Below are 15,712 nucleotides of genomic sequence, written 5' to 3'. Positions count from 1 at the left end.
CAAACGCGGTTTAAGCCTGGCGCAAAAGCCGCTTCCTGAGAGCGACATGCCTCACAAAACAGAATGAATTAAAGGGGTTACGATAATTTTGCTGACAAAATGCCCATGACAGTTATGGACAAAACACCTGATATTTTTCGCCTCTGCCGTTAAATAAATGTAATAAAGAGAATCGCTTATGTCGCATAACGCTGGAAACGATTACAGGCACCGCGTAAAGAATGGTTATGAGGCTTTCATGAAAGGAATTGATCGATTTGTGACTGGACGCACACATTGCAATGTAAGGTTTCATAGCCTGTACAAAAAATTTCAGGCCAGTTGGGAATAAACCGGGAACTTTGATCGCCGCGTGAGGGAAAATAGCGCTATAAAACCGGGAAAATAACGCTGGCTCATTTGATGAGCTGGGGTGTGAATTTTTCTCACCACTGCCTGAATAACCGGCAGAGATTTGGCTTAGTTTCATCATGCTGATGCACAATAAAAGGAATAAAGGGTGAAAAAGTGTCTTTTGATGAGCGAATTAGCTCACTTTGTCTGATTTTTGAATTTTTTTACGGTTGACATATGGACTCTCGCTGCGTGCTCCCTATACTTGGCGCTTCCCTGTTCTTTATTTATTAATGGCAATCATGACTGCGCTCGATTACCTGCTGAAATTCCGTAAAGTGAATAATCTTGAGAGTCTGGAAAAACTCTACGACCATCTCAATTATTCACTGACAGATGATAATGAGATCATCAATATGTATCGCGCTGCCGATCATCGTCGTGCTGAACTCGCTTCTGGTGGTCGTTTATTCGATCTCGGTTGTGTGCCGAAATCAGTCTGGCGTTACGTGGTTTAACTCACCCCGGCTTCCTGCTTCTCGATAATATTGCGTTGTCCAGGTCGGGCGTGCCCCGTTTGGACATGATACGCTCTGCCACACCTTATCCTGGTAACTGGACTTATTCGATGACCGAACAGGTAAATCCCCCGCGCATTGCTGGCTGGCTGCTGCTGCCGCTCGCCTGGCTGATTATGACCATGCTCACCAGCGCCCTGGTGGTCGCCATGTATCTCAGCCCGCTGTTTAATCCTGAACTGCGCACCACGTTGTTTTCGCACGGCGGGCTGCTGCTGACGCAATGGTCGATTTCATTGCTGACCGCAGGCCTGGTCTGGGTATATAGCATTTGGGTATGCTGGATTTTCTGTAAACGATCACGCCGTCTGCCACGCCATTACATTCTCTGGCTGCTGATGACGGTGTTGCTGGCGATGAAAACCTTTGCTTTTACCCCGGTTTCTGACAGCAAAGCAATCCAGACGTTACTGCTTTCATTGCTGGCAGCGGCGGTTTTTGTTCCCTATTTCAAACGCTCCCAACGCGTAAAACAGACGTTTATCCAGCCGTAATGGCGCAAGAATCGTCAGGAATTTAATTCTGAGTGCTCTCAACCGGGCTGCAAACGCGGCTCAGGTTGAGATACAGCTCTCAATTCCGGATAATAGACGCCTTTCGGCTTCCCAGGTTTCATAATGACCGATTATTTACTGCTCTTTATTGGCACCGTGCTGGTGAACAACTTCGTTCTGGTAAAGTTCCTCGGACTTTGCCCGTTCATGGGTGTGTCAAAAAAACTGGAAACGGCCATTGGCATGGGACTTGCCACCACCTTCGTGATTACGCTGGCGTCTATTTGTGCCTGGCTGGTCAACCATTTGATCCTGGTGCCGCTGGACTTAGTTTATCTGCGTACTATGGCCTATATCCTGGTGATTGCCGTCGTGGTGCAGTTCACCGAAATGGTGGTGCGTAAAACCAGCCCGTCGCTCTATCGCCTGCTCGGCATCTTTCTGCCGCTGATCACCACCAACTGTGCGGTGCTGGGTGTGCCACTGCTGAGCGTCAACCTTAACCACACCTTCCTGCAAGCTGCATTGTATGGCTTTAGTGCCTCGCTCGGTTTCTCACTGGTGATGGTGCTGTTTGCCGGGATCCGCGAACGCCTGGTGCTGGCTAATGTCCCGACCCCATTTAAAGGCAATTCAATCGCCCTGATCACCGCTGGCCTGATGGCGCTGGCGTTTATGGGCTTTAGCGGTCTGGTGAAATTCTGATGACCGCGATTTGGATTGCTATTGCCGTATTAAGCGCCCTGAGCCTGGTTTTTGGTGGCCTGCTCGGCTACGCTGCGCGCCGTTTTGAAGTTGAAGAAGATCCGATTGTTGAACAGATTGATGCCATTCTGCCGCAAAGCCAATGCGGTCAGTGCGGCTATCCGGGTTGCCGTCCCTATGCCGATGCCGTTGGGAACAATGGTGAGGCGATCAACAAATGCGCCCCCGGTGGCGAGCAGACCATGCTGAAACTGGCGGCGTTGCTGAACGTCGAGCCGCAACCGCTGGATGGCGGTGCAGAGGTGTTGGCACCGGTACGCACCGTGGCGTGGATCGACGAAGCCAACTGCATCGGTTGTACCAAATGTATTCAGGCCTGCCCGGTCGACGCGATTGTCGGTGCCACCCGCGCCATGCACACCGTGCTGAGCGATGTCTGCACCGGTTGCGATCTGTGCGTTGCGCCTTGTCCGACCGATTGCATCGAGATGCGTCCGGTTGCCACCACCACGGCCAACTGGAAGTGGGATCTTGAAACTATTCCTGTACGGGTGATCCCGGTAGAAAGCCATGCTTAATTTGCTCAACACCCTGTTCCGCAAAGAGAAACTGTGGGATTTTCAGGGCGGCATTCATCCGCCGGAAATGAAAACACAGTCGAACGGTACACCGCTCAGCCAACTCCCGCTGCCGGAACGTTTTATCATCCCACTGAAGCAACATATTGGTCATGAAGGCGAGATTTGTGTCGCGCCTGGTGAACATGTGCTGCGCGGCCAGCCGCTGACATTTGGTAATGGCCGAATGCTGCCGGTGCACGCCCCCACATCCGGTACCATTGAAGCGATTGCGCCGCATATGACCGCCCACCCATCCGGGTTGTCTGAGCTGTGCATTTTCCTTGTCGCCGACGGTGAGGACCGCTGGACGGCGCTCGATCCACAACCTGATTACCGTGCCCTGACGCGTGAAGACGTGGTTAAACGCATCCATGATGCCGGGATCGCCGGGCTGGGTGGCGCAGGGTTCCCCACAGCCACCAAATTGCGCGGTGGCCTGCGCGGCGTCAAAACCCTGATTATCAATGCCGCCGAATGTGAACCTTATATCACCGCCGATGACCGCCTGATGCAGGATTGCGCCGCAGAAGTGCTGGAAGGCTGCCGTATTCTTGCCTGGGTGTTACAGGCGGAGCGCGTGTTGATCGGCGTCGAAGATAACAAACCGGAAGCGATTGCCGCGCTGAAACAGGCGCTGGCTGGCGAACGCGATCTGCAACTGCGGGTGATCCCCACGAAATACCCCTCCGGTGGGGCCAAGCAGCTGACCAAAATTCTGACCGGTCTGGAAGTGCCACATGGCGGGCGTTCTACCGATATCGGCGTGCTGATGCAAAACGTCGGCACTGCCTGGGCGGTGAAGCGTGCCATTGTCGATGGCGAACCAATCACCGAGCGCGTGGTGACACTGACCGGCGAAGCCATTAGTCAACCGCGTAACGTCTGGGGCCGTCTCGGTACCCCGGTGAGTCATCTGCTGCACCATGCCGGTTTTACCCCAGCATCGCGCCAGATGGTGATTATGGGCGGCCCACTGATGGGCTTCACCCTGCCTTCGCTGGACGTGCCGGTGGTAAAAATTACCAACTGTATTCTGGCACCCTCCGCCAGCGAGATGGGCAGCAACCCGGAAGAGCAATCCTGTATCCGTTGCAGTGCCTGTGCTGATGCCTGTCCGGCCAATCTGTTGCCGCAACAACTCTACTGGTACAGCCAGGGCGCCGACCACGATAAAGCGCGCGCCCATCATATTGATGACTGCATCGAATGCGGTGCCTGCGCTTATGTCTGCCCGAGCAACATCCCGCTGGTGCAATACTATCGCCAGGAGAAAGCCGAACTGCGTGCTATCGACCTGGAAGCAAAACGTACTGCCGAAGCCAAAGCACGCTTTGAGGCACGTCAGGCGCGGCTGGAGCGAGAAAAACTGGCGCGCGAAGCACGTCATGAACAGGCGAAACAGCGCGTGGCCCGTAGCGACCAGGGTGAACTGGATGCCGCGGTAGCGCGGGTGAAAGCGCGTCAGGCCAAAACCCCGGAACAGGAAGCGGCTGAAAGTGAAGCCCGCCATGCTCAGGCGCTGGCACGTCAGGCAGAAACCCAGGCTGAAACCCAGGCACTGAGCCGTCAGGCCGGTGACCCGCGCAAAGCGGCGGTCGAAGCCGCCATTGCCCGTGCCAAAGCGAAGAAAGCGGCAACGGTCGAACCGGTCGAAAGCGCACCGGCTGAAACGGTTGATCCGCGCAAAGCGGCAGTCGAAGCCGCCATTGCCCGCGCTAAAGCGAAGAAAGCGGCTGCCGCCGAACCGGTAGAAAGCGCACCGGCTGAAACGGTTGATCCGCGCAAAGCCGCTGTCGAAGCCGCCATTGCCCGCGCTAAAGCGAAGAAAGCGGCTGCCGCCGAACCGGTAGAAAGCACACCGGCTGAAACGGTTGATCCGCGCAAAGCGGCAGTCGAAGCCGCCATTGCCCGCGCCAAAGCGAAGAAAGCGGCTGCCGCCGAACCGGTAGAAAGCGCACCGGCTGAAACGGTTGATCCGCGCAAAGCCGCTGTCGAAGCCGCCATTGCCCGCGCTAAAGCGAAGAAAGCGGCTGCCGCGCAACCGGCCGCTGCCGATATAAATGAACCGGAGGCCGCTGCGTCTCCTGACTCCGCCGACCCGCGTAAAGCAGCGATTGCCGCCGCGGTCGCCCGTGCCAAAGCGCGCAAAGCCGCGCAGCAGCAGCCTTCGACGTCTGAGGATTAAATGGCTTTTCGTATCGCAAGTTCCCCTTATACCCATAACCGCCGCAGCACCGGCAATATTATGCTGCTGGTGGTACTGGCGGCGCTGCCGGGCATGGCAGCGCAATGGTATTTTTTTGGTATTGGCTTTCTGATTCAGGTGATACTCGCGATTGCCACCGCATGGGCAACGGAAGGCGTGATCCTGCGTCTGCGCAAAACCCCGGTGGTCCCCACGCTGGCCGATAACTCCGCCCTGCTGACTGCACTGCTGCTGGGCATCAGCCTGCCGCCGCTGGCCCCCTGGTGGCTGGTGGTGATTGGCACGGTGTTTGCCATTGTGATCGCCAAACAACTGTATGGTGGTCTGGGACAGAACCCGTTTAACCCTGCGATGGTCGGTTATGTGGTGCTGCTGATCTCCTTCCCGGTGCAGATGACCAGTTGGATGCCGCCGGACGCGTTGCAGTCGATCAAACCCGGCCTGCTTGATTCCCTCAGCATGATCTTTACCCATCACACGCTGGCGGGCGAAACCATGCAGCAGCTGCAACTTGGCGTGGATGGCGTGAGCCAGGCGACCCCGCTTGATACGTTTAAAACCGGGCTGCGCGCCGGTCACAGCGCCGAACAACTGCTGGCCGCGCCGATTTATCATGGCATGCTGGCCGGTCTTGGCTGGCAGTGGGTGAACGTCGGTTATCTGCTGGGCGGCATGCTGTTGCTGGCGAAAAACGCCATCCGCTGGCATATCCCGGTGAGCTTTCTGCTGTCGCTGGCATTCTGTGCCACCCTCGGCTGGCTGTTTTCACCGGAGTCGCTCAACTCGCCGCTGATCCACCTGTTTTCTGGCGCGACCATGCTGGGCGCATTTTTTATCGCCACCGATCCGGTGACCGCTTCCACCACCAATCGCGGTCGCCTGATTTATGGTGCGTTGATTGGTCTGCTGGTGTGGTTGATTCGCAGTTATGGCGGCTACCCGGATGGCGTGGCCTTTGCCGTACTGCTGGCTAACATTTGTGTGCCGTTGATTGATTACTACACCCAGCCGCGCGTGTACGGCCATCGCAAGGATTAACCGATGTTCGAGACTATTCGTAAAAATGCGCTGACGCTGGCAATTTTCGCGGTGATCACCACCGGCGTGACGGCAATCGTTAACTTTGTGACCAAGCCAACGGTTGATCATCAGACCGCGCTGCAACAGAAAAACCTGCTGGATCAGGTGGTGCCGACCGATTTATACGATAACCACATTCAACAGGAATGTTATCTGGTCACCGATCCGGCCCTCGGCAACGGTAAACCGCACCATCTTTATCTGGCGCGCAAAGGCGATACACCGGTGGCGGTGGCGCTTGAGACTACCGCACCAGACGGCTATTCTGGAGCGATTGAAATGCTGGTGGGCGCGGATTTCCACGGTAAAGTGCTGGGCGTGCGCGTCATCGAACATCATGAAACCCCCGGTCTTGGTGATAAAATCGAGCTGCGCGTCTCTGACTGGATCAACAGTTTCAACGGCAAAGTGGTGCACGGTGCCGATGACAAAAATTTTGCAGTGAAGAAAGATGGCGGTGAATTTGACCAGTTTACCGGTGCGACCATCACCCCACGCGCGGTGGTCAATGCCACCAAACGCGCCGCGTTACTGATTGAAACCCTGCCAGCGAAACTGTCATCGCTGCCCGAATGTGGAGAGGCAAAATGAGTGAAGCGAAAAACTTACTGATCGGCGGCCTGTGGAAAAACAACTCCGCGCTGGTGCAGTTGCTCGGACTCTGCCCGCTGCTGGCGGTGACCTCCACCGCCACCAACGCCCTCGGCCTTGGTCTGGCGACCACCCTGGTACTGACCATCACCAACAGCGCAATTTCCGCCTCGCGCCGTTGGGTGCCAGCGGATATTCGTATCCCGATTTATGTGATGATCATCGCCTCCGTGGTGAGCTGCGTGCAGATGCTGATCAACGCCTATGCCCACGGTTTATATCAGTCACTCGGCATTTTTATCCCGTTGATTGTGACCAACTGCATCGTGGTAGGTCGTGCAGAAGCCGTCGCGTCAAAAAGCAGTATCCCGCTTTCCGCGCTGGATGGCTTTGCCATCGGCATGGGAGCGACCTGCGCGATGGTGACCCTCGGTTCGATTCGTGAAATTATCGGTAGCGGCACCCTGTTTAATGGCGCAGACCAGTTGCTCGGCCCGTGGGCGAAAGTGCTGCGTATTGAAGTGGTGCATTTTGATTCTCCGATGCTGCTGGCGATGCTACCGCCGGGAGCGTTTATTGGCCTTGGTATGCTGCTGGCGGCAAAATACCTTATTGATCAGAAGATGAAACAACGTGCGGCCAATCGTGCCGAGACGCCCGCCGCAGAGCCGCAGGGCCAGACAGGGAAAGCGGTGTGAATCAGGATAAACGCGTACAAATTCTCACGCGTCTGCGCGATGAGAATCCCCACCCTACCACCGAGCTGAACTTCAGCTCACCGTTTGAATTATTGATTGCGGTACTGCTCTCGGCGCAGGCCACCGATGTCAGCGTCAATAAAGCCACGGCAAAGCTTTATCCGGTGGCCAACACCCCAGCCAGCATCCTGGCGCTCGGGGTCGAGGGTGTGAAGGAGTACATCAAAACCATCGGCCTGTTTAACAGCAAAGCGGAAAACGTCATCAAAACCTGCCGAATCCTGCTGGAGCAGCATGGCGGCGAGGTGCCGGAAGATCGTGCCGCACTGGAAGCCCTGCCCGGTGTAGGCCGCAAAACCGCCAATGTGGTGTTGAACACCGCTTTTGGCTGGCCGACCATTGCCGTCGATACCCATATCTTTCGCGTCAGCAATCGCACCCGTTTTGCCCCCGGTAAAAATGTCGAAGAAGTGGAAGAGAAGCTGCTGAAGGTGGTACCGAAAGCCTTTAAGGTTGATTGCCACCACTGGCTGATTCTGCACGGTCGCTATACCTGCGTGGCGCGCAAACCCCGCTGCGGCTCCTGCTTAATTGAAGACCTGTGCGAGTTTGACGCCAAAACCGAATAACGAGGGATGCCATGACCACTGCTGAGAATGCAGCATTAATTTTCCGGCAGTTTGGCAACCCTTCTGACGTTCTGACCCTCGAATACACTCCGCTTACACCGCTGGCCCCTGCGCAACTGCGCGTGCAGATGCGGTTTGCGCCGGTAAATGCCTCTGATTTGATTCCGATTACCGGTGCTTATCGTCACCGCGTCACCCCGCCACGGGTCGCGGGTTATGAAGGCGTGGGTACGGTGGTTGCCGCTCCGGCTGATTTCAGCCACTTACTGGGTAAACGGGTACTGCCTTTGCGCGGCGCGGGAACCTGGCAACGCTATGTCGATTGTGATGCCGCTCTCGCCATTCCGGTGCCGGATGATATCGACAGCACGCTGGCGGCCCGCGCGTATATCAATCCGCTGGCGGCGCTGTTGATGTTGAAAAACTGGTCACCCGGCAATAAACACCTGCTGCTCACTGCTGGCGGCTCGGACTGTGCGCTGCTACTGGCGCAATGGGCGTTGCGGTGGGGGGCGCAGAGCGTAACCGCTATCTATCGTGCGCCCCGCCATGCGGCACGCTTACAGCGTCTTGCTATCGGTGCGTTGCAGCAGGATCAACATGCAGACATCCGCCAGCGCGCCGCCGGGGCCGATTTGGTGTTTGATGCCACTGGTGGCGCGGTGAGCCAGCTCATCTGGCAAGCGCTACCCACTGATGCGCAGTTTATCGCCTATGGCGTGCTGACCGGTCAGCCAGTGCGCGTTAACGCCGCGCGCCCCGTCCTGCACTGGTTTCATGTCCGTCATTATCTGGATGCGCTGACGCCTGCGGCATGGCAGCAGCTGTTTGCTGAACTCTGGCCGCTGTTGCGGAGCAGCGACTGCGGCGAAGTTGCCGTGTACCCGTTTGATCAGTGGCGCGAGGCAATTCACTTTTATCACCAGTCCGGCCGCAGCCAGAAACCGTTGCTGCAACTTTCATAACCGGCAACAGCGCGCGATAAATCGCGCCGCTACGATGGACGCAAGATTTATCGCGTGGCGGCCTGCAACCACGCCACCACCAGCGGTGATAAACGGTTTTGCAGCGCAGCACGCTCCGACTGGAACAGCGTCGCAATAAAGAACGGATGATCGGTCAGTTCAATACCACGTACATCCCCTGCCAGATCCCACGAGGTGATGTGCAGGTTGCGCGTCTCCAGTGCCTCGCTGAAATCAGGATTGACCCCAAAGTTGCAGTGATAACCCTCATCACTTTGCAGTGCATCATACGCTGTCGCGATGCGTGAGCCAGGTTTAAAGGTCACTTCGCCCCGCTGTTCCACCAGCGAACAGCTGAGTGGTGCAATTACCCAGCGCCCCTCCTTATCCGTTTCAGCATGGGCGGCATCGTCCCAGCACAGCACGTTGCGCGCATACTCAATCACCGCGTATTGAAAACCACCGCAGGAACCAAGAAACGGTTTGCCGTGTTCACGCGCCCATTGAATGGTGGCGAACACCCCGGCATCGTTTTGATAGGGGCTGCCTGGCACGACCCAGATGGCATCATAGTCGGCAAAAGCGGGGATATGGATTTCGGGGGTAGCAATCCAGTCGGCGGTAACGTTTAGGCTGAGATGTTGAGCGGCAAGCTGAACTGCGGGAGGAATGGCCTGGTGCGCGACGGCACTGGCACGGTAATCGCCTACAAGGGCGACACGAACTGACTGCGTCATGGGAACGTCCTTTCGGGGAAAAAAGGAGGTTACAGCAAAGAGGTTTGGCTGTCATGTAGCGGCGCGATTTAGTGCGCGGTGTCATAAAAGACCGCGCGATAAATCGCGCCGCTACGTGGGTTTTAATTCTGTACGTAATAATCCGCGGTAGAAGCGGCCAACGGAGTCCGGCCACGAATCGCATCGGCAATCTTCTCGGCGATCATCACTGTCGGCGCATTCAGATTGCCGGTGGTAATTTGCGGCATAATCGAGGCATCCACAACGCGCAGTTGCTGCACACCGTGCACTCGCCCGACGCTGTCCACCACATCCATCTCGCCATAGCCCATAGCACAGCTGCCACAGGGATGATAGGCCGTCTCGGCGTGTGAACGGATAAAGGCGTCAATTTGCTCGTCACTCTGCACCGCCGGGCCGGGCTGAATTTCGGCTCCGCAATAGTCGGCCAGCGCCGGTTGCCGCATGATTTCGCGCGTCAGGCGCACGGCGGCGCGAAACTCCTGCCAGTCACGTTCCTGTGACATGTAATTGAAAAAGATCGAGGGGGCAGCATAAGGATCTTGCGATGTCAGTTTCACCCGCCCACGGCTCAGGGACCGCATCGGACCGACATGCGCCTGAAAACCGTGCTCCTTCACCGGGCTGCTGCCGTTGTAATTAATCGCCACCGGCAGGAAATGGTATTGCAGATCCGGCCAGTCTGGCTGGTCATCACTACAGATAAACCCGCCCGCCTCAAACTGGTTGCTGGCCCCCACGCCCGTCCCTTTCAGCAGCCATTCCGCACCAATCGCCGGTTGGTTCCACCACTGCAATGCCGGATAAAGACTCACCGGCAGTTTGCAGCGATATTGCATGTAAATCTCCAGATGATCCTGCAAATTGCGGCCAACGCCGGGCAACGCGTGCACCACCCCGATCTCCAGTTCACGCAGCCACTCCTCGGGGCCAACCCCGGAACGTTGCAGAATTTGTGGCGAACCGATGGCCCCGGCACATAACAATACCTCACGTCGTGCCTGCGCCTGCTGCGGCTCACCTTTGACCAGCCAGCGCACACCGGTAGCTGTTTTGCCGTCAAAGATAATCCGGTCGGTCTGCGCATGGGTGATGATACTGAGATTAGGGCGCGCCTTCGCCACATCGAGGTAGCCGCGGGCGGTACTGGAGCGGCGGCCCTGTGGCGTCACAGTACGATCCATTGGCCCAAACCCCTCCTGACGATAACCGTTGAGGTCATCGGTTTCTGCGTGTCCGGCCTGTCTGGCGGCACCAACAAAAGCGCGATACAGCGGGTTGTTGCCGGTTTTCGCCGTCGTCACGCTGAGATAGCCTTCTGCGCCATGATAATCGTTGGCACCGGCATCACGTTTTTCTGCCTTGCGAAAATAGGGCAGGCAGTTGCGATAGGCCCAGTTCTCCAGCCCGGTTTTCTTCGCCCAGTTATCGTAATCCAGCGCGTTGCCTCGGATATAACACATGCCGTTGATCAACGATGAACCGCCCAGCCCCTTACCCCGCCCGCACTCCATACGGCGCTGATTCATCTGCGGTTCCGGCTCGGTTTCATACGCCCAGTTATAACGCTTACCCTGCAACGGATAAGCCAAAGCGGCTGGCATTTGGGTACGGAAGTCCCAGCGGTGATCACGACCGCCCGCTTCCAGTAACAGTACCGATACGTCAGCATCCTCAGTTAAACGGGTGGCCAGCACATTGCCTGCGGAGCCTGCACCAATAATGATGTAATCAAATTTTTGCATTCAACCTCCTGTTCGCCCCGGCGGCACGCCGCCGGGGATGAAAACTCAAAATGCGCTCGGGTAGTCGCCCAGCTCAATCAACACCGATTTGGTGCGCGTATAGTTTTGCAGCGTTACGATGCCGTTTTCACGCCCCAGCCCGGATTGCTTATATCCTCCCACCGGCATCGGGGCGGGTGATTCGCCCCAACTGTTGATCCAGCAGATCCCCGCTTCGAGTTGATGGGTAACACGGTGGGCGCGATTCAGGTCGCGGGTGAAAATCCCGGCGGCCAGCCCCAGCTCGGTATCGTTAGCCCGGCGAATCACCTCTTCTTCGCTGTCGAACCTGAGGATGCTCATTACCGGGCCAAAGATCTCCTCACGCACAATGCGCATCTCATCGTGGCAATCGCTGAACACCGTTGGTTCGATATAACAACCCCGCGCCAACGGGCCGTCGATGATGCGATGACCGCCCGCCAGCAGACGTGCGCCCTGCTCCTTGCCGAGTTTCAGGTAGCTTTCGACTTTGCGGCAGTGCTGTTCGCTGACCAGTGGGCCGAAGTTTACAGAGGCATCCAGTGGATCGCCCATACGGATGCCCTGCATTTTCTCCAGCAGACGCTGCTCGAACCGGGCCTGAATACTGTGATGGACAAACACCCGGGTGCCATTGGTACATACCTGGCCGCTGCTGTAGAAATTCGCCATTAGCGCGCCATCGACGGCACGTTCCAGGTCGGCATCGGCAAACACAATCAGCGGCGATTTGCCCCCCAGTTCCATGGTGACTTCCTTCAGATTGGCGAGCGCGGCATCCGCCATCACCCGTTTACCGGTATTCACTTCGCCGGTGAAGGAGACTTTGTCGATGCGCGGATGTTGACTCAGCGCCTGTCCCACCTCACCCGCGCCCTGCACCACGTTAAATACCCCATCCGGCAATCCGGCTTCGCTGTAGATTTTTGCCAGCGCCAGGGCGCTCAGCGGCGTCACTTCGCTGGGTTTAAACACCATGGCATTGCCCGCTGCGAGGGCCGGGGCGCTTTTCCACAACGCGATTTGGATTGGGTAGTTCCATGCACCAATCCCGGCACAGACGCCCAGCGGTTCGCGCCGGGTGTACACCAGGGCGGTGTCACGCAGTGGGATCTGCTCGCCCTGCAATGCCGGAGCCAGACCGGCGTAATACTCCAGCACATCCGCTCCGGTGACGATATCAACCGCGGCAGTTTCGCTGATTGGCTTACCGGTATCCGCCGTTTCCAGTTCCGCCAGCGCCTGATTACGTTCGCGCAATAAAGCCACGGCTTTCAGCAACACGCGGCTGCGCTCCACCGGGGTATAGCTTCGCCAGATGCGCTGTCCTGCACACGCAGAGGAAACTGCACGATCGACATCTTCCTGACTGGCGGCGGTGATCTCCGCCAGCACCTGGCCGTTAGCCGGGTTGACGCTGGTAAACAGCGGTCCGTTGCCCGGACACTCCTGACCATTGATATATAAGCCGCGGCGCGTGATCTCAGCCATATGTTCTCCTCAGGATGGGGTTGGCCCGGCGGCGGCCAGCCACAGGGCAAGATTCTGATAACAGAGCTGGCGCGCCTGCGCCAATCCCTGTGCCATTGGCTGCGGTGCTAATGTCATCCGTAGCCACAGTCCGTCAATTAACGCTGCCAGACTGCTGCCGGCCGCGCGGGCCTGCTCACGCGGCAAAACGCGGGCATATTGCGCGGTGATGTTCGACCACAGGCGTTTGTCATTAATACGCTGCAAACGTTGCAGGTTGTCGTGATGCAGGCTGCTGGTCCAGAACACCAGCCAGGTAGTGAGCACCGGCCCTTCGACCTGCGACGGGTCGAAATTGCCATCAATAATGGCGCGGATCTGCGCTTCCGGCGTGTCATCCGCCAGCCGTCTCTGCCGCTCCACCGCCAGATAAAGATCGGCGAGGATTTGCCGCATACAGGCATCCAGCAGACCGTTTTTGTCGCCAAAGTAATGGCTGACGATGCCGGTCGACACCCCGGCTTGTTTGGCTATCAGCGCGATGCTGGCCTCAGCCAGCCCCACACGGTCAATCACCGTCAGGGTCGCCTGAATTAACTGCGCCTGCCGAATGGCTTTCATTCCTGTTTTTGGCATGGTGTTCATCGGTTGTGTATATGGAATGTGAAAAAGTGTAGTTATTTTATATTGAACGTTCAATCAATAAAAAACACCTTCTCATCCTTTCCCGCTGCTATTAGCGGAATTTGCTTTTACTCCCTTAAAGCTGTTGCTTATTCCTGATACCGGCTTGAATGGCGTTTTTTATCTGCCTGAAAAGGGCTACGCAAACGTTTTCTTTTTTTACATGCGAAAATAAATCGTATTTTTGTGCGCAGGATCAACTAATTAGCGCGCTGGAATCTTTGCACAGGTTTTTTTGTTTAATTATCAACCTATCGTGCTTAACAATACGCCATTAACAGGTTTATTTTTTGTTTATGTTTCATACTGCAGACATATCTCCTGAAATTAAGAATAATCGCAGTTTATCTCATGAAAATGATCTTAACGATCTGCAAACCAACCGATTATCCTGATATAATGTCATCACTCGGGATTTAACACTGATTAACAACTTTTTATTATTGCTTTAACCCTACCCTTCACAGGTATTTCAGCGTGTAAAAAGTACTTGCCCTGCTGGCCTGATTCAGCCAAATTAGGCGCCGTTTTTCCTATCTAATAACAATGTTGCGCAGGATTTACCCAGCCTGACGCAGACTTAATTCCTGTCAAAAAACAGGCTATGTATAAACTGAGGTACTCGTGTCAACTGCAAACAAACACACTGATGAGGCAGTCAGCCTCAACGCGTTCAAGCAACCGAAAGCGTTCTACCTGATCTTCTCGATCGAACTGTGGGAACGTTTTGGTTACTACGGCCTGCAAGCCATTATGGCGGTTTACCTGGTGAAACAACTGGGGATGTCGGAAGCAGATTCCATCACCCTGTTCACCTCGTTTAGTGCGCTGGTTTACGGTTTGGTCGCCATTGGCGGCTGGCTGGGTGATAAAGTGCTGGGCACCAAACGTGTCATCGTCCTCGGGGTGATGGTTCTGGCGCTGGGTTATGCTTTTGTCGCCTTCTCCGGTCATGACACCACCATGGTGTATGTCGGTATGGCCACCATTGCGGTGGGTAGCGGCCTGTTTAAAGCCAACCCGTCTTCCCTGCTCTCCACCTGCTACGAGAAAGACGACCCGCGTATCGACGGCGCATTCACCATGTTCTACATGTCGATCAACATCGGTTCGCTGTTCTCCATGATGCTGACACCGTGGCTGGCGGCGAAGTATGGCTGGGGCGCGGCATTCTCACTGTCGGTTGTTGGTCTGGTGATCACCCTGCTGAACTTCCTGTTCTGTCAGCGTCTGGTGAAGGGTTACGGTTCCAAACCTGATTTCGCTCCGTTGCAGATCAACAAATTGCTGATGACGCTGGTTGGCGTGGTGGCATTGATCGCCCTGGCGACCTGGCTGCTGCATCATCAGAGCATCGCGCGCATGGCGCTGGGTGTGATCGCGATTGGTATCGTGATGGTGTTTGCCAAAGAAGCCTTTGCTTTGCAGGGCGCGGCACGTCGTAAAATGATCGTCGCCTTCCTGCTGATGGTTGAAGCCATCGTGTTCTTCGTGCTGTACATGCAGATGCCGACCTCGCTGAACTTCTTCGCCATCCGTAACGTTGAGCATGCCATTCTCGGCATCACCTTCGAACCGGAGCAGTTCCAGGCGCTTAACCCGTTCTGGATCATGCTTGCCAGCCCGATTCTGGCAGCGGTGTACAACAAGATGGGCGACAAACTGCCAATGCCGCACAAGTTTGCCATCGGTATGGTGCTGTGTTCTGGTGCCTTCCTGGTGCTGCCGTTTGGTGCCAAATTCGCGAACGAAGCGGGCATCGTGTCGGTCAACTGGCTGATTCTCAGCTATGCATTGCAGAGCGTGGGCGAGCTGATGATTTCTGGCCTTGGCCTGGCGATGGTGGCACAGCTGGTTCCACAGCGTCTGATGGGCTTTATCATGGGTTCTTGGTTCCTGACCACCGCAGGTGCTGCGATGATCGCCGGTAAAGTGGCTAACCTGATGGCCGTGCCGAGTGATGTGACCGATCCGCACACGTCGCTGGCGGTGTACAGCCATGTGTTCCAGCAGATTGGTATCGCGACCGGGGTGATTGCTATCCTGATGCTGATCACCGCCCCGCTGCTGAACCGCATGACACAGGACGATACCCAGACTGAATTGCAGCGCGCCAACGCCAATTCCTGATTCTG

The 15,712-nt window shown here is 56.2% G+C and carries 16 protein-coding genes; 11 read left to right on the top strand and 5 right to left on the bottom strand.

Annotated features, from left to right (window positions below; translation table 11 throughout):
- Window positions 1-112: 112 nt before the first annotated feature.
- Window positions 113-472, bottom strand: a complete 360-nt coding sequence (locus AC6I8R_RS08965; protein ID WP_497832135.1) for a hypothetical protein — start codon at window positions 470-472, stop codon at window positions 113-115.
- Window positions 473-635: 163 nt separating this feature from the next.
- Here AC6I8R_RS08965 and ydgT point away from each other — a divergent pair, with 163 nt between their 5' ends.
- The 10 genes from ydgT to AC6I8R_RS08915 all read left to right on the top strand — a co-directional run bounded on the left by ydgT (window position 636) and on the right by AC6I8R_RS08915 (window position 8,899).
- Complete coding sequence (gene ydgT, locus AC6I8R_RS08960; protein ID WP_021185188.1) at window positions 636-851, top strand: transcription modulator YdgT; 216 nt, start codon at window positions 636-638, stop codon at window positions 849-851.
- A 110-nt stretch (window positions 852-961) separates the two neighbouring features.
- Window positions 962-1,405, top strand: a complete 444-nt coding sequence (locus AC6I8R_RS08955) for a DUF2569 domain-containing protein (protein ID WP_021185189.1) — start codon at window positions 962-964, stop codon at window positions 1,403-1,405.
- A gap of 123 nt (window positions 1,406-1,528) precedes the next feature.
- Entirely contained in the window at window positions 1,529-2,110 is a 582-nt protein-coding gene (gene rsxA / locus AC6I8R_RS08950) for an electron transport complex subunit RsxA (RefSeq protein ID WP_021185190.1), read from the top strand.
- Complete coding sequence (rsxB, locus tag AC6I8R_RS08945; protein ID WP_021185191.1) at window positions 2,110-2,688, top strand: electron transport complex subunit RsxB; 579 nt, start codon at window positions 2,110-2,112, stop codon at window positions 2,686-2,688. The genes rsxA and rsxB overlap by 1 nt, the downstream gene beginning before the upstream one ends.
- Entirely contained in the window at window positions 2,681-4,915 is a 2,235-nt protein-coding gene (gene rsxC, locus AC6I8R_RS08940) for an electron transport complex subunit RsxC (protein WP_021185192.1), read from the top strand. Before rsxB ends, rsxC begins: the two co-directional genes overlap by 8 nt.
- A complete protein-coding gene (gene rsxD, locus AC6I8R_RS08935) occupies window positions 4,916-5,974 on the top strand; it encodes an electron transport complex subunit RsxD (RefSeq protein WP_497832134.1) in 1,059 nt (352 codons plus the stop codon). It begins immediately after the preceding gene.
- A 3-nt stretch (window positions 5,975-5,977) separates the two neighbouring features.
- Window positions 5,978-6,607, top strand: coding sequence for an electron transport complex subunit RsxG (gene rsxG, locus AC6I8R_RS08930; RefSeq protein WP_021185194.1), 630 nt, complete (start codon window positions 5,978-5,980; stop codon window positions 6,605-6,607).
- A complete protein-coding gene (locus AC6I8R_RS08925) occupies window positions 6,604-7,305 on the top strand; it encodes an electron transport complex subunit E (protein WP_208725368.1) in 702 nt (233 codons plus the stop codon). Before rsxG ends, AC6I8R_RS08925 begins: the two co-directional genes overlap by 4 nt.
- Entirely contained in the window at window positions 7,302-7,934 is a 633-nt protein-coding gene (nth, locus tag AC6I8R_RS08920) for an endonuclease III (protein WP_021185196.1), read from the top strand. Before AC6I8R_RS08925 ends, nth begins: the two co-directional genes overlap by 4 nt.
- 11 nt (window positions 7,935-7,945) lie before the next feature.
- Window positions 7,946-8,899 (top strand): zinc-dependent alcohol dehydrogenase family protein, encoded by a 954-nt coding sequence (locus tag AC6I8R_RS08915; RefSeq protein WP_415175077.1) that lies wholly within the window; start codon window positions 7,946-7,948, stop codon window positions 8,897-8,899.
- Between the two features lie 47 nt (window positions 8,900-8,946).
- On the opposite strand, the gene AC6I8R_RS08910 is transcribed toward AC6I8R_RS08915, so the two are convergent.
- The 4 genes from AC6I8R_RS08910 to betI form a co-directional block, all read right to left on the bottom strand.
- Window positions 8,947-9,636 carry a CTP synthase C-terminal region-related (seleno)protein gene (locus AC6I8R_RS08910; protein WP_497832133.1) on the bottom strand — a complete coding sequence of 230 codons (690 nt, stop codon included), beginning with the start codon at window positions 9,634-9,636 and terminating at the stop codon, window positions 8,947-8,949.
- A 122-nt stretch (window positions 9,637-9,758) separates the two neighbouring features.
- A complete protein-coding gene (gene betA / locus AC6I8R_RS08905) occupies window positions 9,759-11,402 on the bottom strand; it encodes a choline dehydrogenase (protein ID WP_497832132.1) in 1,644 nt (547 codons plus the stop codon).
- Window positions 11,403-11,447: 45 nt separating this feature from the next.
- Entirely contained in the window at window positions 11,448-12,914 is a 1,467-nt protein-coding gene (gene betB, locus AC6I8R_RS08900; protein WP_497832131.1) for a betaine-aldehyde dehydrogenase, read from the bottom strand.
- Between the two features lie 9 nt (window positions 12,915-12,923).
- On the bottom strand, window positions 12,924-13,529 hold the full coding sequence (gene betI / locus AC6I8R_RS08895) for a transcriptional regulator BetI (protein ID WP_036626912.1): 606 nt from the start codon (window positions 13,527-13,529) through the stop codon (window positions 12,924-12,926).
- A gap of 672 nt (window positions 13,530-14,201) precedes the next feature.
- Here betI and dtpA point away from each other — a divergent pair.
- Window positions 14,202-15,707, top strand: a complete 1,506-nt coding sequence (dtpA, locus tag AC6I8R_RS08890; RefSeq protein ID WP_021185202.1) for a dipeptide/tripeptide permease DtpA — start codon at window positions 14,202-14,204, stop codon at window positions 15,705-15,707.
- Window positions 15,708-15,712 lie beyond the last annotated feature (5 nt).

The sequence above is a fragment of the Pantoea sp. X-Soil-OKNW-713 genome (assembly GCF_059730685.1).
The sequence above is the reverse complement of the archived record's forward strand: the minus strand, read 5'-3'. Positions and strand labels throughout refer to the sequence as shown.